Source organism: Streptomyces sp. McG3 (assembly GCF_018619185.1).
Taxonomy (GTDB): domain Bacteria; phylum Actinomycetota; class Actinomycetes; order Streptomycetales; family Streptomycetaceae; genus Streptomyces.
This window is the reverse complement of the sequence record NZ_JAAXYC010000013.1, coordinates 1-21259: the sequence shown is the minus strand read 5'-3', so window position 1 is coordinate 21259 and position 21259 is coordinate 1. Positions and strand designations below refer to the sequence as shown.

General features: G+C 72.1%; 8 protein-coding genes. All 8 read left to right on the top strand.

Features of this window, described 5'->3' with window-relative positions:
* Nucleotides 1-27 precede the first annotated feature (27 nt).
* Entirely contained in the window at nt 28-5313 is a 5286-nt protein-coding gene (locus HET64_RS04005) for a non-ribosomal peptide synthetase (RefSeq protein ID WP_215102343.1), read from the top strand.
* Between the two features lie 94 nt (nt 5314-5407).
* Nucleotides 5408-6757 carry a cation:proton antiporter gene (locus tag HET64_RS04000; protein WP_215102341.1) on the top strand — a complete coding sequence of 450 codons (1350 nt, stop codon included), beginning with the start codon at nt 5408-5410 and terminating at the stop codon, nt 6755-6757.
* Between the two features lie 124 nt (nt 6758-6881).
* Nucleotides 6882-8228: a serine hydroxymethyltransferase gene (glyA, locus tag HET64_RS03995; RefSeq protein ID WP_215102339.1), complete on the top strand. Its 1347-nt coding sequence runs from the start codon at nt 6882-6884 to the stop codon at nt 8226-8228.
* Nucleotides 8225-9208, top strand: coding sequence for a 2,3-diaminopropionate biosynthesis protein SbnA (gene sbnA / locus HET64_RS03990; protein WP_215102337.1), 984 nt, complete (start codon nt 8225-8227; stop codon nt 9206-9208). The genes glyA and sbnA overlap by 4 nt, the downstream gene beginning before the upstream one ends.
* Before the next feature lie 42 nt (nt 9209-9250).
* Nucleotides 9251-10285: a 2,3-diaminopropionate biosynthesis protein SbnB gene (sbnB, locus tag HET64_RS03985; protein ID WP_215102335.1), complete on the top strand. Its 1035-nt coding sequence runs from the start codon at nt 9251-9253 to the stop codon at nt 10283-10285.
* Nucleotides 10286-10293: 8 nt separating this feature from the next.
* Nucleotides 10294-10500 (top strand): MbtH family protein, encoded by a 207-nt coding sequence (locus tag HET64_RS03980; protein ID WP_215102333.1) that lies wholly within the window; start codon nt 10294-10296, stop codon nt 10498-10500.
* Nucleotides 10497-15140 (top strand): non-ribosomal peptide synthetase, encoded by a 4644-nt coding sequence (locus HET64_RS03975; RefSeq protein ID WP_215102332.1) that lies wholly within the window; start codon nt 10497-10499, stop codon nt 15138-15140. Before HET64_RS03980 ends, HET64_RS03975 begins: the two co-directional genes overlap by 4 nt.
* A gap of 232 nt (nt 15141-15372) precedes the next feature.
* The coding region (locus HET64_RS03970; RefSeq protein WP_215102330.1) for a non-ribosomal peptide synthetase at nt 15373-21259 on the top strand (5887 nt) is incomplete at its 3' end.

Here is a 21259-nt window from a genome sequence, read left to right as displayed (position 1 = left end):
TACGACTGCGTGAGGAACCTTCCTGCCATGGACCTGCTGGACAAGACGGCCCCGCCCACGGACCTCTCGGTCAAAGACGCCCCGACCTTCGTGGACGTCGTGACCGAACGCGCCGCGCTCAGCGGTGGCACCGCCTACACCTTCGTGAGCCCCGACCGGGACGAGCGGCCCTCGCTGACCTTCCCGGAACTCGACGCCCAGTCCAGGGCCGTCGGCGCCATGCTCGCCGCACGGGGGCTCACCGGCGAGCGGGTCCTCGTGCTGCTTCCGCCGGGCCTCGACTACGTGGTGGCGTTCCTCGGCTGCCTGTACGCGGGCGCTGTGGCCGTCCCGCTGTACCCGCCGAGCGGCGGCAAGTACTCCGCCCGGCACCTGGCCGTCCTCGCCGACTCGCGGCCCGCCGCCGCGCTCGTACCCGGCGGTGACCTGGCGCGCGCCGCCGAGCTCGCCGAGGAACTCCACGCCCCCGGAATCCAGTTGCTGTCCGTGGACGGCGAACTGCCCGGCGCGGAGGACTGGCGGCGTCCGCACATCGACGGGGACAGCCTGGCGTTCCTCCAGTACACCTCCGGATCCACCGGAACCCCGCGCGGGGTCCGGGTGACCCACCGCAACCTGGTGGCCAACTCGGCGCAGATCAAGGAGCGGTTCGCGGCGGGTCCGGACACCGGGGTGGTGAGCTGGCTGCCGCCGTACCACGACATGGGCCTGATCGGCGGCATCCTGCAGCCCGTCTACGCGGGAGCGAAGGCCACGCTGCTCAGCCCGACGGCCTTCATCACCCGCCCCCTTCTGTGGCTCGAACTGATATCCGAGCTGGGCGCCACGATCAGCGGTGGTCCGAACTTCGCGTACGACCTGTGCGTGGACCGCGTTCCCGAGGAGCGGCTCGCCGGACTCGACCTGTCACGGTGGCAGGTGGCGTTCAACGGCGCGGAGCCGGTGCGGGCGAGCACCCTCGACCGGTTCGCCGCCCGCATGGCGCCCTTCGGCTTCCGCCGTGACGCCTTCTTCCCCTGCTACGGCCTCGCCGAGGCGACCCTGATGGTGTCCGGCCGGCGCGTCGCCGGTGAGCACGTCGCCCGGACCTTCCGGGCTGACACCCTGGGCCCCGGCCGTCTCCCCGAGCCCGCGCCGGACGGACTGCCCGTGGTCGACTGCGGGCCCGTCGCCGTGGACCTGGAGCTGACCGTCGCCGACGCCGAGCGCGGCGAGGCCTGCGCCCCGGGCGCCGTCGGCGAGGTCTGGGTCGCCGGTGAGAACGTGGCGGACGGGTACTGGGGGCGCGCCGCCGCGGACGGTACGTTCGGCGCCCGGCTGCCCGGCGACGCCCGCACCTACCTGCGGACCGGCGACTACGGCTTCGTACGCGACGGCCGTCTGTACGTCACCGGCCGCAGCAAGGACCTGATCGTGGTCCGGGGACGCAACCACTACCCGCAGGACCTGGAGACCACCGCACTCGCCGCGCATGACGCACTGCGCCGGGGCGCCGCCGCCTTCGCCGTCGAGCAGGACGGCCGCGAGGAGATCTGCCTCGTCCTGGAGACGACGCACGGCCATGAGCCGGAGACGGCCGGCGCGGTCATCGGCGCCGTCCGCTCCGCGCTGGTGCGGGAGCACGCCGTGGCGCCCGGGACCGTGGTGCTCGTCCGGCCCGGTCGGATTCCGCGTACCACCAGCGGCAAGATCCAGCGTTCCGCTGCCCGGGCGGCGTTCGCCGACGGCACGATGAAGGCCGTGCACCGGTCCGACACGGGCGACGGCTCGCCTCACGCCCCGACGTCACCGCAGCCGGCCGTCCTCCCGGAGCAGGGGGCACCGGACGACGCCGTGCGCGCCGTCGTCGCCGGCCTGGCCACCCGCCGCCTCGGCGTCACCGTGGACCCTTCCGCACCGCTGGTCGGGCAGGGCCTCGACTCGCTGGCCGCCGTCGAGCTCCAGGCGCTCGTCGCCCGGGCGGCCGGCGTGGAACTGTCGCTGGAACAGCTGCTCGCGGGCGCCTCCGTCGACGAACTGACCCTCGACACCCCGGCCGCACCGGCCCCGCGGCAGGCCTCCGCCGCCCCCGGCGACCGCCTGCCGCTGACCACGAACCAGCAGGCCATGGTGTTCCTGGAGCAGCAGCACCCCGGCACGTCCGCACTGCACATCTCCCTGGCCGTACGGCTGCTGGTCGAGGTGGACCACGACGCCCTGCGCCGTACGTTCCAGCGGCTCGTGGACCGTCACTCGGTGCTGCGCACCGCCCTGCGCTGGGCGGACGGCGAGCCGTACCAGAGCGTGCTGCCCCGGCTCGACGCCGACTTCACGGTGGAGGACGCGCACACCCTCGACGCCGCCGGCCTCGCAGCCCGGCTGGAACGGGCCTGCGAGGGAACCCCGTTCGCCCTGGACGAGGGCCGGGTGATGCGCGCGCTCCTGCTGCGCCGCGCCGACGGCGACATCCTGTCCCTCACCCTTCACCACGTCGCCGCCGACATGTGGTCGATGGCGCTGCTCACCGACGAACTCGGCCGCCTCTACGCCCAGGAGCTCGGGCGGGGCCCGGCGCTGCCCGAGCCGGCCGGGGCGGCCTACCTCTCGCTCGCCGACCGTCAGCGACGGCTCCTCCGGTCGCCGCGCGGCGAGCGGCTGTGGGAGTACTGGAAGGCCGAGCTCGACGGCTGCGAGCCGGTCGTCGAGCTGCCCGCCGACCGGCCGCGGCCGCCGGTGCGGAGCCACCGCGGCGACACGGTGCTCTTCGCCCTCGACGCCGAGGTCACGCGGGAGCTGCGACGCCACGCGGAGGCCGGGGACACCACCCTGTTCGTCGCCCTCCTCTCGGTCTTCCAGCTCCTCGTGCACCGCTACACCGGCGAGAAGGACTTCCTCGTCGGCGTGCCGGGCTCCGGGCGGCACGACGCCGATCTGCACGACGTCATCGGCTACTTCGTGAACCCGCTGCTCATCCGCTCCCGGGTGACCGAGGACGCGACGTTCACCGAGCGCGTGCGGGAAACCAGGCGCACGGTGGTGGGGGCGCTCGCGCACCAGGAGATGCCCTTCCCGGCACTCGTCCAGCGGATGCGGCTGCACCGCGACGCCTCCCGCTCACCCGGCTACCAGATCATGTTCAGCCTCACCAACCCCCACCTCCTCGGCCAGGACGGGCTCGGCGCGCTCCAGACCGGCAAGGGGGGCCTGCGCGCCCGGATCGGCGATCTGGACGTGGAGTCGGTCGAACTGATCCGCAGGACGTCCCAGGTCGACCTCGGGATGACGCTCTCCGAGGCGGGCGACGGCCTCGAAGGCCTGATCAGCTACAGCACCGACCTGTTCGACCGTACGACGATCGACCGGTTCGCCGCTCACTTCGCCCAGCTCGCCGCCCAGGTCGCGGCGGCGCCCGCCGAGCCGCTGCGGCTGCTGCCGCACGCCTCCGATGCCGAGCAGCGCGAGGCCGCCGTCTGGAACGAGACCGCGACCGCCTACCCGAAGGACAGCACGCTCCGCGCCCTGTTCGCCGATCAGGTGCGGGCGGCCCCGGACGCGCCCGCCCTGGTCTACGGCGAGTTCCGGCGTACCTACCAGGAACTCGACCGGTGCTCCAACGCACTGGCCGCACACTTGAGGAAGCTCGGCGTCGGCCCCGAGACGCTGGTCGGCCTGTACGTGGACCGCGACCCCGCCGTCGTCGTCGCGATGCTCGCCGTCGTGAAGGCGGGCGGCGCCTACCTGCCGCTCGACCCCTCCCACCCCCGGCGCCGGCTGCGGCAGATCCTGGACGAGGCGCGCCCGGCCCTGGTGCTGACCCCGTCCGCCGACCGGGTGCCCCCGGTGGGAGCCGGCCTGCCGGTGGTGCCCGTCGACTCGTTCCTGGGCTCCGACGTCGCCGCCGACCCCGCGCACGACACCGTTGTGGACGGCGGCGCCGGCCCCGGGTCGCTGCTGTACGTGATGTACACCTCGGGATCGTCGGGGCGCCCCAAGGGCATCTGCATCACGCACCGCAATGTGATCCGCCTGGTGCGCGACACCAACTTCATCGACATCGCGCCGGGCGACAGGATGGCGCAGATCTCCAACGCCGCGTGGGACGCGGCCACCCTGGAGATCTGGGGCGCCCTGCTGAACGGCGCCGAACTGCACGGCTTCGACCAGGCCACCGTGCTGAACCCGCCGGTCCTCGGCGAGGCCCTGCGGTCGGCCGCCGTCGACACCGTCGTCTTCGCCACACCGCTGTTCACCGAGGTCGCCGCCTACGACCCGACGGTGTTCGCGGGCGCCAGGGAGCTCGTCGTCGGCGGCGACACGATGGACCCCAAACGGGCCCGGGAGGTCGTCGAGCTGGGCGGGCCACTCCTCATCAACGACTTCGGCCCGACCGAGTCGACCAGCATCGCCGCCACCTTCGCCGTCCGTGAGGTGCCGGACGGCACCTGGCGGGTGCCGATCGGCCGGCCCATCTCCAACACCCAGGTCCATGTGCTCGACGCGTGGCTGCGCCCGGTGCCCGTGGGCGTCCCCGGCCAGCTCTTCATCGGCGGCGACGGGCTCGGCCGCGGCTACCTCGGCCGGCCGGAGCTGACCGCGGGGGCTTTCCTGCCCGACCCGTTCAGCGACGAGCCGGGAGCGAGGATGTACGCGACCGGCGACAAGGTGCGCCGGCTGCCGGACGGCATGCTCGACTTCCTCGGCCGCATCGACTTCCAGGTCAAGATCCGCGGATACCGGATCGAGCTGGGCGACATCGATTCCGCGGCCCTCTCCCACCCGGGCGTACGGGAGTCGCTGACCGTGGTGGACGAGAGCGCCGGGCACAAGCGGCTCGTCGCGTACTACGCGGGCACGCCGTCGCCGCAAGAGCTGACCGGGTACCTGGCCGACTGGCTGCCCCGGTACATGATTCCGCCGGTCCTGATCCCGCTGCCCGAGCTGCCGAAGAACCCGAACCGCAAGATCGACCGTGCCGCGCTGCCGCAACCGCCCACCGGCCGTGCCGCGGCCCCGGACGCCGACACGGAACTGACGCCGCTGGAGGGCGAGGTGGTGGCACTCCTCGCCGATGTGCTCGGGACCCCCGACGTGCGGGTGGACGACAACTTCTTCGAGATCGGCGGCCACTCCCTGCTCGCCATCCGGCTGACGACGCGGCTGCGGGCCCAGCACGGCGTGGAGATCGACCTCAACGCCTTCTTCGACGAACCGACCGCCCGCGGCGTGGCGCGCTGCGTCCAGGAGCTCCTCGACGCCGGAGCGGCCGTTCCCCGGCCCGCGGTCGTGGCCGGGCCGGTGGCTCTGCCCCGGTCCCGGTACGCCTCGCCCCGCTGAGGCCGCCGACGCCGGCCGCCGACCGCGCGGCCGACGGCCCGCGTGATCGGGGCCGGACCTTCCGACAACCCAGAACCAGAAAGGTGGTGCGGCCATGGCCGGACCCGTCAAGGACAGCGAGTCAGTCACCGCGATGGTGATGGTGGGCTTCGCGATCATCCTGCTGACCGGCGTCGTGCTGCGCCGCCTCGCGGCCCGCCTCCGGCAGCCCGGTGTCATCGGTGAGCTGTTCGCGGGGCTCGTCCTCGGCCCCTCCCTCCTCGGCCTGTTGCCGGGCAACCTCACCGAGGTGCTGTTCCCGGCCGACGTACGGCCCTACCTGTCGGTCCTCGCCCAGGTGGGCGTGGTGCTCTTCGTCTTCCTCATCGGCTGGGAGTTCGACTCCCGGCTGCTCCGCGGCCGGGGGCGGATGGTCGTGGGCGTGTCCCTGTCGGCCATGCTCCTGCCCTTCCTGCTCGGGCTGCCGCTCGCGCTGCTGCTCTACCGGGGGCACAGCGTCGTCAACGGCGAGCAGGTGGGCCAGGTCCCGTTCACCCTCTACATCGGTGTCGTCATCTCCATCACGGCGTTCCCCGTCCTGGCACGCTTCCTGACGGACCGCCGGATGCAGAACACGCAGGTGGGCGTGATGGCGCTGGCCTGCGCCGCGTTCGGCGACGCCATCGCCTGGTGCACGCTGGCCCTCGTGGTGGTCATCGTGACGGCGGGCTCCCTGCTCGGGGTCGCGGCCATGGCGGGCTGGCTGGCCCTGTTCCTCGGGGTGATGATCCTGCTCGTGCGCCCGCTGCTGGCCCGCCTCGTGGACCGGATGAGCCTGGGCACCGGGGCTCCGTACCTGGTGGCCGTGGTGGGTGCCGGCGTGTTCCTCGCCTCCTGCGCGACCACCTGGATCGGGGTGCACGCCATCTTCGGCGCCTTCGTCTTCGGCATGGTCATGCCGCGGCCGATCCACCCGCAGCTGCAGAAGTACGCGCTCGAACCCGTCGAGCAGATCAGCAACTTCCTGCTGCCGCTGTTCTTCATCGTCGTCGGCATGTCGATCGACCTGACCGCCCTCTCGGTGGGGAACTCGCTGGAACTGGCGCTCATCCTGGTGGTCGCCTGCGCCGGAAAGCTCATCGGAGCGGCCGTCCCCGCGCGTCTCCTCGGCATGTCCTGGCAGCAGAGCCGGACGCTCGGACTGCTCATGAACATGCGCGGACTCACCGAGCTCATCGTGCTCAACGTCGGTCTCGGCCTGGGCCTGCTGAGCCAGGAGGTCTACTCCATGATGGTGGTCATGGCGCTGTTCACGACGTGCCTGCCGGGCCTGTTCCTCCGCCGTGACGCCGACCCGTCCCTCATGGAACCGGTACCCGTGCTCCCCGCCACCGCCACCGCGCCCGCAGCCGGGTCCGTCTCCGGGCCCGCCTCCGTGGCCGCCTCCGTGCCGCAGAAGGTCTGAGACCTCCCGGCACCGCGCGTCCGCACCCGGTACCCGGCCCTCCGCACCGGCCCGCACCGGCTCCGTCCACTCCGGTCTTCTTCGATCCCACCTTTCCGATACTGCACAAGGGGCTGTATTGACCATGCTCGCCACCGAAGATTTCGCACGGCACGCCGCGCAGCTGCTGGCCTCGGAGGACGAGGAACTCGTCACCGCCATCGCCTGCGAGAACCACCGCCAGCAGAACTCCCTGATGCTCGTCGCCTCCTCCAGCGTCACCGACCCCTCGGTCCTCGCCTGCCTGGCGACCTCCTCGATGAACGTCACCGCCGAGGGCTACCCCGGCGCCCGCTACCACGCGGGCTGCGAGGCCATCGACCCGATCGAGCAGCTGGCGATCGACCGGGCCCGCGAGCTGTTCGGCGCCCGGTACGCCAACGTGCAGGCCCACTCGGCGACCACGGCCAACTACGCCGTGCTGTCGGCGGTCCTGAACCCGGGTGACGTCGTGCTCGGGATGCGGCTCAACCACGGCGGGCACCTCACACACGGCTACAGCGTGGCCTACTCCGGCACGTACTTCACCCCGGTCAACTACGGCCTGGACGACCAGGGCCGCATCGACTACGACGAGGTCGCCGCCCTCGCCGCCGAACACCGGCCCAAGCTGATCATCTGCGGTGCGACGGCCTACCCCCGCACCGTCGACTTCGAGCGCTTCCGGGCCATCGCCGACAGCGTCGGCGCCCTGCTGATGGCCGACATCTCCCACATAGCCGGACTGGTGGCCGCGGGCCTGCACCCCAGCCCCATCGACCACGCCCACATCACCACCAGCTGCACCCACAAGCAGCTCGCCGGGCCGCGCGGCGGCGTCATCATGTCCGGCCGGGACGCCGACACCGTCCTGCCGGCCACCGGCCGGACCCTGGCCAGGACGCTGGACCGCGCCGTCTTCCCCTACTTCCAGGGCGCACCCATCCTGCCCGCCATCGCGGCGAAGGCGCGGGCCTTCGACCGTGCCGCGACCGATGACTACCGGAGGACGGCCCAGCGCATCCTGGACAACTCCGCGGCCCTGGCCGCCGAACTGACGGCGCTCGGACACGAGGTGGTGACCGGAGGCAGCGACAACCACATCGTGCTCCTCGACCTGACCCGCGACAACGTCAGCGGCATGGCCGCCGAGCGGGCCCTGGAGTCGATCGGCGTCGTCGTGAACAAGAACCGGGTCCCCGGCGACACCCGCCCCGCCGCCGTCACCAGCGGAGTCCGCATCGGAACGAACGCCGTCGCCCAACGCGGCCTCGGCCCCCGCGAGATGCGCGTCTGCGCCAGGATCATCCACACGGTCCTCACCACCATGCGCCCCGTCGGCGACCGCGACTTCACCCTGGACGAGTTCACCGCCGCCGAGCTGCGCGCCGAAGTGGACAAGCTGACCGCCGAGTTCCCGCTGCCCCGCTACGAGCCGAGCAGCCGGCCGTGAACCCACTGCGCAAACGCCTCGACATGATCGGCGCCTCCGTGGGCCGCACCCCGCTCCTCTGGCTGCCCGACGACAGCCTGAGCCTGTTCGCGAAACTGGAGTCCGTCAATCCCAACGGCAGCACCAAGGACCGCTCCGCGTACTGGATCCTCAAGAAGGCCATCGAGCGCGGCGACATCACGGAGAACACGACCGTCGTCGAGTCCTCGTCGGGGAACTTCGCGACCTCGCTCGCCGTCTTCTGCCAGTCCCTGGGCATCCGGTTCGTGCCCGTCATCGACGTCAACTGCAACGCGCTGACCGAAGCCGTACTGCGCTCGTGCTGCGAGCGGGTCGAGAAGGTCATCGCCCCGGACGGCGCCGCCCTGCTGCCGGCCCGGCTCGCGCGGGTCGCCGAGCTGTGCGAGGAGATCAGCGACGTCTACTGGCCCAACCAGTACGCCAACGGCGACGCGGCCGACGCCCACTACCAGCTGACCGGCGGTGAGCTGAGCAGCGCGTTCTCCCGTATCGACTACCTCTTCGTCGGTGTCGGCACCGGCGGCACCATCGCCGGACTGTCCCGACGCGTCAAGGACCAGTTCCCCGGGGCCACCGTCGTCGCCGTCGACGTCCACGGCTCGGTCGCCCTCGGCGGCGCCCCCGGCAAGCGGCACATCCCCGGACTCGGTTCGAGCATGGTGCCGCCCCTCCTCGACCAGGCCGTCATCGACCACGTCATGCACGTCAGCGAGTACGAGACCGTGATCGGCTGCCGGACCCTGTACGCCGAACACGGCCTGTACGCGGGCGGGTCGACCGGCAGTGTCTACGCCGCGATCGGCCGGTACTTCGCCGAGCACCCGGTGCCCCCCGGCCAGCGGCCCACCGCCGTCTTCCTCTGCGCCGACCGGGGCATCCCCTACGCCCGCACCGTCTACGACCTCGACTGGGTGGAACGCACCCTCGCCCCCGACGCCGTGGCCACGGCCGCGCTCTGACCCCGCCCCACCGTTCGTCCCGCCCGTACGAAAGGAACCATCGTGTCCGTCCGCACCCCGGACTCTCCGCCGTCGCTCATCTTCATCCCCGAGGCAGCCGTCGCCGCGCAGATCGAGGGTCACCGCGAGCGGTGTGTGGATCTCGTGCGTCGCGCCTACCTCACGCACGACAACGGCGACAGCGTCAACCCGCAGAGCGGCTTCCTGCGCCTCCCCGACAACCCGAAGTCCCGCATCATCTCGCTGCCGGCCCACCTGGGCGGCGAGTTCGGTGTCTCGGGTCTGAAGTGGATCTCCAGCTTCCCCGACAACCCGCGCACCTACGGCATCCCGCGCGCCTCCGCGGTACTGCTGCTCAACGACCCCGACACCGGCTACCCGGCGGCCTGCCTGGAGTCCTCCGTCATCTCCGCGACCCGCACCGCGGCCTCCGCCGTTCTCGCCGCCGAGACCCTCGGCGGCGGCCGCAGCGCCCGCCGGGTCGGCGTCGTCGGCACCGGCCTGATCGCCCGGCACGTGTGGAAGTTCCTGCGCGACCTGGACTGGAAGATCGACGGCTTCACGCTCTACGACCTCGACCCCGCCGCCGCCCGCTCCTTCGGCGAGGAGCTGACCGCCGAGGGCGCCGAGGCCTTCACCGTCGCCGACGACGTCGCCCAGGCCTTCACCGAGTGCGACCTGGTGATCCTCACCACCGTCGCGGGCGAGCCGCACATCCACGACCCCGGGCTCCTCGACCACGCCCCCCTCGTGCTGCACCTCTCTTTGCGCGACCTCGCCCCGGAGATGATCCTCGCCGCACAGAACATCACCGACGACACCGAACACGCCGTACGCGAGCGCACCTCGCTGCACCTGACCGAACAGGCCGGGAACGGGCGCGACTTCATCACCGGGACACTCGCCGACGTCCTGCTCGGGCGGGTCGAGGTCGACCGCTCCAGGCCGGTCGTCTTCTCGCCCTTCGGCCTCGGCGTCCTCGACCTGGCCGTCGGCTCCTGGGTGCACTCCCGCGCCCAGGCCGCCGGCGCCGGTCGCGTCGTGAACGACTTCTTCGCATCCACCACCACCAAGTGAGGCACCCCATGAGCAGCGACACCCTCCAGTACCGCGTCGTCGTCAACGCCGAGGAGCAGTACTCCGTCTGGTTCCTGGAGCGCCCGCTCCCGACCGGCTGGACCGAGACCGGCGCCACCGGCACCCGCGACGAATGCCTCTCCCACATCGCCGAGGTGTGGACCGACCTCACCCCCCGCTCCGTGCGGGAACGCCGCGGGAGCGTCGCGGCATGAACGACCTCGACACCCGCATAGCCGGGCTGTCCCCGGCCAAGCAGGCCCTGCTCGCCCGCATGCTGCGCGAGCGCCGGGCAGCCGGCCGGCCGCAGATCACCCCGAGCGGCGACACCGGTCCCGCACCCCTGTCCGCGGCGCAGCGGCAGTTCTGGTTCCTCTGGCAGCAGGACCCGGAGAGCTCCGGCGTCTACAACGTGCCGATGGCGCTGCGGCTGCGGGGCGCGATCAACGCCGGCACCATCGACCTGGCGCTGCGCCGCATCATCGAACGGCACGCGATCCTGCGTACCCGCTACGTGGACGGGGAGGCCGGGAGCGACGGACCCGTCGCCGTGACGTCGCCGAACGCCACCGGGTTCTCCCTGGCCGTCGAGGACGTCACCGGCCTGCCCGCCGACGAGCGCGAGGAGGCGGCCCGCGCCATCGTGGACCGCCGCGCGGCGTACGACTTCGACCTCGCCGCCGAACTGCCCGTGCGGGCCGTGCTGATCCGGCTCGGCGACGAGGACCACGTCCTCGCCGTGATCGTGCACCACATCGCCACCGACGGCGCGTCCGTGGAGATCCTGTTCCGCGAGTTCGCCGCCATCTCCCGCGCCGTACAGGAGGGCGAGCCGCTCGCCCTGCCCGAGCTGCCGGTCCAGTACGCCGACTACGCCCGCTGGCAGCAGTCCGGCACCGGCGCCGACCGGCTCAGCGAGGGCCTGGACTTCTGGGGCACCTGGCTGGACGGCGCGGACACCTCCCTCGACCTGCCCACGGACCGGCTCCGTTCGGCCGACGGACAGCGCACCGGGGGGCGCCGGCGCCGCCGTATCGAGCCGGAGTTCGCCGAACGCGTCCACACCTTCTCCCGGGAGCACGGCGTCACACCGTTCATGACGCTGCTCACCGGGCTCGGTCTGGTGCTGCGCCGCTACAGCGGCAAGAGCGACCTGCTCGTCGGCACACCGGCGATGAACCGGCCCACCGCGGAGACCGAGCACCTCATCGGCTGCTTCGCCAACACGCTCGCGCTGCGGCTGCGGCTCGACGCCGCGCACACCGCCGCCGAAGCGGTCCGCCGGATCCGGCAGGACGTCACCGCCGCGTACGAATACCAGGACGTGCCGTTCGAGAAGATCGTCGCCCGCACCGGCACCGAGCGGAGCCTGGACCGCAACCCGCTGTTCCAGGTGATGTTCGTCTACCAGCGCGTCGCCGACGGCTTCGGTCTGCCCGGCGTCGAGGCCGAGACCTTCGACACCCACAACGGCACCGCCAAGTTCGACCTCGACTTCTCCCTCCTGGACGGGCCCCAGGGCATCGAGATGTCCTGCGAGTACGACGCCGGGATCTTCACCGCCCAGCGCATCGACCGCATGCTGGCCCACCTGGAACAGGCCCTGGTCACCCTCATCGAGGCGCCGCACACGTCGGTCGCCGACCTCGGCGTGCTCACCGCCGAGGAGGAGGGGCGCGCCGCCCTGGAGTGGAACGCCACCGCCGCCGACTTCCCGCGCGAGCGCACCCTGCCGGACCTCTTCGCCGAGCAGGCCGCCGCCCGCCCGGACGCCCCGGCCGTGCGGACCCCGTCGGGCACCGTCACCTACGGGGAGCTGGCGCGGCGCAGCTCTCAGCTCACCCGGGTCCTGGGAAGGCGCGGGGTGGGGCGGGGGGACGTCGTCGCCGTCGCCGTCGAGCGGACCGCCGACCTGCCGCTCGCGGTGCTCGGCGTCCTCGGAACGGGCGCGGCCTACCTGCCGGTCGACCCCGACCAGCCGGCCGAGCGGCTCACGATGATGCTCCAGGACGCCGGCATCCGGGCCGTCGTCACCACCGGGGCGGTGCACGGCCGGCTCCCCGCCGTGGACGTCCCGGTGCTCGTGCTCGACGCCGACGAGGTCCGCCGGGAACTCGACACGGAGTCCGACGCCCCCGTGCCCTGCCCGGCCGACGCGGGCGACCTGTCCTACATGATTTTCACCTCGGGGTCGACGGGGCGGCCCAAAGGAGTCCTGCTCGACCACCGCGGCCGGGTGAACAACTTCCACGACTTCAACCGGCGGTTCACCATCTCGACCGGTGACGCCGTCCTCTCGGTGTCCTCGCTCGGCTTCGACATGACGGCGTACGACCTCCTGGGCACCCTGATCGCCGGAGCCTGCGCGGTCCTCCCCGCACCGGAACGGGACCGTGACCCGAGCCACTGGCTCGACCTGATGCGGGACCACCGGGTCACCGTCTGGCACTCCGTACCGGCCCTGCTCGGACTGCTGCTCGACGGCATGGACGACCTCGGCGTCGAGGCGCTCCCGGAGCTCCGCGTGGTCCTGCTCGGTGGTGACTGGATCCCCGTCACCCTCCCCGGCCGGCTCCGCACCCGGGCCCGCGACGCCCGGGTGATCAGCCTGGGCGGTGCCACCGAGGCCTCGATGGACTCCACCGTCTTCGAGATCGAGCAGGTCGATCCCGGGTGGCAGAGCATCCCGTACGGCGTTCCCATGGCCAACCAGACCGCCTACGTCACCGATGGCGACCTGCGCCTGGTCCCCCAGGGCGTACCGGGCGAGCTGTACCTCGGCGGCACCGGCCTGGCCTGGGGTTACGCGGACGCCCCCGGGCAGACCGCGGACCGTTTCGTGCCCAACCCGTTCAGCGAGGTGCCCGGCGACCGGATGTACCGCACCGGCGACCTGGCCCGCTACCGGCCGGACGGCAGCCTCGAACTCCTCGGGCGCCTCGACTTCCAGGTGAAGATCGCCGGTCACCGCATCGAGCTCGGCGAGGTGGAGGCGGCCCTGCGCGACCGGTCCGGCGTCGGCCAGGCCGTCGCGGCGGCCGTCACGATCGGCGAACAGCGCCGCCTGGTCGGCTACGTCGTACGGGAGGAGGGCGCGGGCCCGGTCGACACCGCCGCCGTACGCGAGGACCTGGCCACGCGACTGCCCGGCTACATGGTGCCGGCGTTCCTCGTCGAGCTGGCGGAGCTGCCGCTGTCGCCCAACGGCAAGGTCGACCGCGGGCGGCTCCCCACCCCGAGCACCCCGGCCGCGGCGGCCACGCGCTCGCCGGGACGCCCCCCGGCGACCCCCACCGAACTGCTGCTCGCGGGCGTGTGGCAGGAGCTGCTCGGGCTGGAGGCCATCAGCGCCACGGACGGCTTCTTCGCCCTCGGCGGAGACTCGGTGACCTGCATCCGCATGGTCACCCGGGCCCGGGCCGCGGGCCTGGCCGTCACGCCGCGCATGGTGTTCCAGCACCAGACCGTCGAGGAGCTCGCCGAGGCCGTCGACGCCTCCGCCACGACCCTGGCGGAGGAGTCCCGGCAGGCCGGGCAGGCGCCCGGGAACCCGGGCGGCGCGGAAGTACCGCTCGACCGGTACCCCCTCGCACCCATCCAGCACCACATGCTCACCACCGCCCGGCAGCGGCCCTTCCCCGGCCTGTACGTCATCCAGTCCGGCTTCCCGCTCCCCGGCGAGCTGGACGAGACGGCGTTCCGCCAGGCGTGGGAGTGGCTCTTCGCCCGGCACGCGGTGCTCCGCACGTACTACGAAGGCCTGGACACCGACACCCCGGTTCAGGTCGTCGCCGACCGGGTCGAGCCGTGGTTCGAGGAGCGTGACCTGCGCGGCCTCGACCCGGCGACGCAGGAACGGCGGCTGCTCACGGAGCTGGACGAGCTACGGCTGGCCGGCTTCGACCTCGGCCGCCCGCCGCTGATCAGGCTGCTGCGCTACCGGATCTCCGACGATCTGCAACTGCTCGTCCAGCACCACCACTACAGCCTCCTCGACGGCTGGTCCTGCATGCGGCTGCGGCAGGAACTGCTCCTGGCCTACCAGGCGTTCGCGACCGGCGCCGAACCCGAGGCCGCCCCGGCACGCCCGTTCGCGGAGCACGTCGCCTGGGTGGGGAGTCTGGACCGGGACGCGGCGGCCGCGCACTGGGCCGGCGTCATGGAGGGCAGCGCCGGACCGTGGGCCGGGGCACCGCAGCGGACCCAGGGGCGCCCGACGCAGGTGCAGCGGGCCCTCGACCCGCGGCTCACCGAGCGCCTCGACGCGGCGGCCAGGAACGCGGGCACCACCTACGCCACGTTCGCGCAGCTCGCCTGGGCGCGGGTCATCGCCGACCGCGAGGGCCACGAGGACGTCGTCTTCGGCGTGACCTCCAACGGCCGCCAGGCCACGGCCGAGGCGGAGGCGGCGGTGGGCCCGTTCATCAGCACCCTGCCCGTCCGGTTCCGCTTCGCCCCGGACGAGTCGGTCACGGCCGCCGTGCGCAGGCTCCATCTGCAACGTCTGGAGGCGGAGGAGTTCGGCGGTGTGGAGCTGGCCGTGATGACCGGCGGGCGCCCGCTGGAGTCCGTACTCGTCTTCGACAACTACCCGGTGGACGCCTCGCTCGGCGCGGTCTCCGAGTCCGTACAGCCGGGGAACCCGCTGGCGCGACGGAGTCTCTCCGTGGCGCAGACCGAGTTCCCGATCAGGGTCGACGTGCTGCGCGGCGCCGAGGACGCACTCGTGCTGACCTTCGCCGGCGACCGTGAGCCGCCGCACGACGCCGACGAGCTCGCCGACCGGTGGGTGGCCGCGCTGGACGACCTCGCGGCCCGGTCGGAATCCGGCCCGGAGACGGCGGAACCCGCCTGACGCCTACGCCGCCCTCCGGACGGGGCGAACCCCCGCGCCCCGTCCGGGCCCGGCAGGAGCACGACCGCACCACCACGACGACCCGCGTCCGCACGCGCACCCGTAACACCCGGGACGACCCGCACCACCACGACGACCAGCAGCACCACGAGGACCCGCGTCCGCACCACCGCGACGACCAGCAGCACGGAAACGACCGGCAGTACCGCCAGAGGGAACAGCGAGGAACCCCATGTCCACAGATCAGGTCTACGTCATGCCTGCCTCTCCGAGCCAGCTCGGCCTGTGGCTGCAGGGTGAGCTGGAACCCGGGTCGAGCGCCTACAACGTGCCCGTGGCCATGCGCCTCACCGGCCCCCTCGACGCCGCCGCTGTCGACGACGCCGTACGGCTGCTCGGTGTGCGGCACGAGATCCTGCGCACCACCTTCGGCCTGTCGGACGGGGAGGTGTCCCAGTTCCTCCACCCCGAGCCCGCCTGGCGCATGGAACACATCGCCCTGGACCACCTCACGCCCGAGGCCGCCGAGGCGGAGTGCCGCGAGGACAGCGCCACGCGCGCTGCCATCCCCTTCGACCTCACCGCGGGACCGCTGCTGCGACCGGTGCTCTACCGGCTCGCCGAACAGGACCACGTGCTGCTCCTCGCCATGCACCACATCGTCACCGACGGCTGGTCCATGGGCGTCGTCATGACCGAACTGCGCGCCCTGTACGCGGAGCGGAACGCCGACGCCCTGCCCGCCCCCGCGCTGCAGTACGCCGACTTCGCGGTCTGGCACCGGGACTGGCTGGCCGGTGGCGTGAGCGAACAGCAGCTGGACCACTGGCGCGCCGACCTCGCCGAGGAGCTCGTCCTCGACGTGCCCACCGACCACCCGAGGCCCGCGGTCCCCACCCACCGGGGCGAACGGATCACCGCGGTGCTCTCCGAGCGGGTCACCCAGCAGCTCCGGGAACTGGCCGCCTCCCAGCACACGGGCCTGTTCGCCGCACTCCAGGCCGCGTTCGCCGCCACCCTCTCCCGGTACAGCGGCCAGCACGAGATCCGGATCGGCGTGCCCACGGCGGGCCGCCACCACCCGCACACCGAGGAGCTGATCGGCTATTTCGCCAACACCCTCGTCGTCCGTACCGAGGTCGACCGGAGCCAGGGGTTCCGCACCCTCCTCGGCCAGGTGCGCGGCCGGCTCGCCACGGCGCTCGGCCACGCCGACGTCCCGTTCCGCGACGTCGTGCGGGCACTCGGCCAGGGGCAGGACCGCACGGGGCATCCACTGTTCCGGGCGATGGTCAGCGAGGAGAACATGCCGGAGGCCTTCGACCTCGCCCCCGGGCTGCGCGCGGACCGCTTCGACATCCCCAACCCCACCGCCAAGTTCGACCTGACCCTGTTCGTCGCGGACAGCCCCGGCGGCGCCCGGCTGACCCTCGAATACAGCACCGAACTGTTCACCGGGCAGACCGCCGAGCGGCTCCTCGACGCGGTGCTGGCACTGAGCCGCAACGCCGTCAACCACCCGGACCGGGCCCTGTGCACGCTGACCGCGGTGTCGGTCGAGGACCAGGTCCGGCTGTCCGGCTGGTCACGCGGCGCCGCCGCCGTGGACGGCGGGATCACGGCTCTCGACCTGTTCCACACCCAGGCGGCCGACGCCGCCGGCACCGTGGCCGTCGTGGCGGGCACCACCCGGCTGACCTACGCCGAACTCGACCACCGCGCAGGCCGCGTCGCGGCCGCACTGCTCGCGGCGGGCGTACGCCCCGGGCAGGTGGTGGGCGTGCTGCTGCCGCGCTCGGTCGACCTCGTCGCGGCGATGCTGGGCGCCTGGAAGTGCGGCGCCGCCTTCCTCGCCCTGGACACCGGGCAGCCCGCCGAACGCCTGGCCGCTCTGGTGCGGGACTCCTCGGCCGCCGTCGTCGTCGGCTCCGGGGAACGGGCACGGGACGTGGCGGGCGCCACCCCCGTCGTCGACGTCACCGCCCTGCCCGAGCACCCGGTGCGGGAGGTGGCCGGCGCGGGCGCCGCGGCCTACGTGCTGTACACCTCCGGCTCGACCGGCCGCCCCAAGGGCGTCGTCGTGCCGCACCAGGGCCTCGCCAACTACCTGCGCTGGGCCGTCGACGCGTACAGCGCGGGCCGTGCCCCGGTGGCCCCGGTCCACTCCAGCGTGGCGTTCGACCTCACGGTGACGAGCCTGTGGGTGCCGCTGACCGCCGGCGGCACGATCCACCTCGTGGACGAGGCCGATCCGCTGGACGGACTGGTCGCCGTGCTGACCGGCCCGGTCCGGCCCAACCTGATCAAGCTCACCCCCTCCCACCTCCAGGCCCTCTGCCGGCTCATCCCCGAGGGCGGCCTCGCGGGCCTCGACGCCTGCTTCGTCGTCGGCGGTGAGGCGCTGTCCCCCGTCCTCGTCGACCGGTTCCGCGCGGTCGCTCCCGACGCGTCGATCGTCAACGAGTACGGGCCGACCGAGACCGTCGTCGGGTGCTGTGTCCACCCGCTCGCCCCGGGCGAGGCCGTGCCCGCGCGCCCGGGCATCCCCGCGGGGCGGCCCATCGCGGGTACCTCGCTGTACGTCCTGGACGAGCGGATGGCGCCGGTGCCGGTGGGGGTGCCGGGCGAGCTCTACATCGGCGGCACCCAGATGGCCTGGGGCTATCTGGGCGATGCGGCGAAGACGGCCGCCGTGTTCGTGCCCGACCCGTTCAGCTCGGTCCGGGGCGCCAGGCTGTACCGCACCGGCGACCTCGTGCGCTACCTCCCCACCGGCGATCTGGAGTTCCTGGGCCGGCGTGACCACCAGGTCAAGATCCGAGGCCAGCGCATCGAGCTCGGCGAGATCGAGAACGCCCTGCGCGACCTCCCCGACATCACGGACGCCGTCGTCATCGCCCGGTCCGACACCACGGGCAGCACCGCGCTCGTCGGCTATGTGACCGGCGCCGTTGACTCGGCGGAGGTCCGCACGGCGCTGGCCAGGACCCTGCCGGAGGCGATGATCCCGGCCTCCGTCATCGTGCTCGCCGAGATACCGCTGACCCCCAACGGCAAGGTCGACCGCACCGCACTCCCCACACCGGACCTGTCGGTGGTGCGGGTGAGTTATCGGGCGCCGGTGACGGGGGAGGAGTGCCGGTTGGCGGCGCTGTTCGCGGAGGTGCTGGGTTTGGAGCGGGTGGGCCTGGACGACGATTTCTTCACTCTCGGGGGCCATTCCCTTCTCGCCACGCAGCTGATTGCCCGTATCCGTTCCGACTTCGGTGTGCAGCTTCCGCTGCGGACGTTGTTCGAGACTCCGGTGCTTGAGTCCTTGGCTGCGGTGGTGGTGTCGGCGGGGTGTGTGGGTGCGTTGCCGGAGTTGGTTCGGGTGGAGCGTGGTGGGGAGTTGCCGTTGTCGTTCGCTCAGCAGCGGATGTGGTTCCTGCATGAGTTGGATCCGGAGGGTTCGTTCTACAACGTTCCGGCGGCGGTGCGGTTGTCGGGTGTGCTGGATGTTGTGCGGTTGCGTGGTGCGTTGATGGTGGTGGCGGGGCGGCACGAGGTGTTGCGGACCCGGTTTGTTGAGGGTGTGTCGGGTCCGGTGCAGGTCGTGGGTGATGAGCCGGCGATCGATTTCGTGGTGCGTGATGTGTCGGGTGCGGGTGATCCTGATGCTGCGGCGTTGGAGGCTGCCCGGGATCTTGCGGGCTTGCCGTTTGATCTGGTGGCCGGTCCGTTGATGCGGGTGGTGGTGATGCGGGTGCGTGAGGGCGAGCATGTTCTGGCGTTGTCGATGCATCACATCGTCTCCGACGGGTGGTCGGTCGGGGTGCTCCTGAGGGAGGTCCAGGCCGCCTACGCGGGGCGTGAACTGCCGCCGCTCTCCGTGCAGTACGCGGATTACGCGGCGTGGCAGCGTACCTGGCTGGCCGGTGATGTCATGGAGGAGCAGCTCGGTTACTGGCGTGAGAAGTTGGCGGGTGCACCGCCCGCCCTGGACCTGCCGACCGACCGGCCGCGCCCCGCGACGCCGAGTCATCGGGGTGCCCAGCTCACCGAAGCACTCGACACCGCGACGGTTTCCCGGCTGGCGGAGACGGCCCAGGAGCGGGGAACGACCCTCTTCAGTGTTCTGCAGTCCGTGCTGGCGGCGGTGTTGTCGCGGCGGTCGGGTCAGGATGACGTGGTGATCGGGGTGCCGGTGGCGAACCGGTCGCGGGTCGAGACGGAGGATCTGATCGGGTTCTTCGTCAATACTCTGCCGCTTCGTACGCGGGTGGCTGCGGACGAGACGTTCGAGGAACTGCTCGACCGGGTGAGCCGGACCGCTCTTGAGGGCTTGTCTCATCAGGATGTGCCGTTCGACCGGCTGGTCCAGGAGCTCGCTCCGGACCGCGACCGCTCGCGCAATCCGCTCTTCCAGGTGATGCTCGCCTTCCAGAACGCGCCGACCACCGAAGCGGCCCCCGGCGACCTCGATCTCACCTATCTGCCGGTCGGCGACAGCACGGCCAAGTTCGACCTGATGCTCCTTGCCGAGGAGACCACGGGCGGTGAACTCTCCCTCGTACTGGAGTACAGCACGGACCTCTTCACGGAGCAGACGGCTCGCGCGGTCCTCGACGACATCCAGCGCGCCTGCCGTGCGGCGGCTGCCGACCCCGCGCGACCGGTCGGTGAACTCGCCCCGGTCTCCCGAGAGGAGAGCGGGATCCTGGCCGGTTGGAACAGGACGGACCGCTCCGACCAGCTCGACAGTCTCGTCTCCCGGGTCAGGGAACATGCCTCCACCCGGCCGGACGCCATCGCTCTCACCGATGACCACGGTTCCCTGACCTACGCGGAGTTGGCGGGGCGGGCCAGTCGTCTCACCCGTGAGCTGCTCGCTGCGGGTGTCACGGCTGACGACCGGGTCGCCTACCACGGAGAGCGGGGTGTGGACGCGGTGGTGGCGTTCCTCGGCATCCTGGGCGCGGGTGGTGCGTATCTGCCGCTGGACCCGAACGCCCCGCTGGCGCGGAAGGCCGACATGGTCACCGCGTCCGGCGCCCGCCACCTCATCACCACGGCCGGCCAGTCCGAGCAGACCGATGCCATCGCCTCGGAAACCGGCACACACCCCGCCATCCTTGTCTGCCCGATGACGGCTGATGGTCCCGATGAGCTCGTCCCGGTGCGTGCTTCAGATGATGATCTGGCTTATGTCCTTTACACCTCGGGGTCGACGGGGCGTCCGAAGGGCGCCATGGTCCATCACGCGGGTATGAACAACCATCTTCTGGCGAAGGTCGATGATCTGGCGTTGACGAGCGGTGATGTGATCGCGCAGAACGCGGCGCTGACCTTCGACATCTCGGTGTGGCAGATGACCGCGGCCCTGGTGGCGGGCGGTCGCACCACGATCTACGGGGACGAGACGGCCCATCACGCGACGGACCTGTTCACCCGCGCCGACAGGGACGCCGTCACGATCCTCGAAGTCGTCCCGTCACTGCTCCGGGCGGCCCTGGACGCCTGGGACACCGTTCCCCGGTCCGCGCCCGGACTCCCCGCCCTGCGCAAGCTGGTCGTCACGGGCGAGACGCTGCCACCGGACCTGTGCACCCGCTGGTTCGCCCGCCACCCCGGGATCGACATCGTCAACGCCTACGGTCCCACCGAGTGCTCCGACGACGTCACCCACGCCACCCTCACCGCCGGCACCGAAACACGTCACGCCCACATCCCCATCGGCACCGCCGTGCGCAACACCCGCCTCCACGTCCTCGACGAGAACCTCCGCCCCCTGCCCATCGGCGTCCGCGGTGAACTCTTCGTCGCCGGCACCGGCGTGGGCCGCGGCTACCTCCACGACCCCGCCCGCACAGCGGCAGCGTTCATCCCCGACCCCTTCAGCACCACACCCGGCGCCCGCCTCTACGCCACCGGCGACATCGCCCGCTACCTCCCCACCGGCGAACTGGAGTTCCTCGGCCGGCGTGACCACCAGGTCAAGATCCGAGGCCAGCGCATCGAGCTCGGCGAGATCGAGAACGCCCTGCGCGACCTCCCCGACATCACCGACGCCGTCGTCATCGCCCACACCGACACCAACAACCAGACCCGCCTCGCCGCCTACACCACCGGCCCCCTCC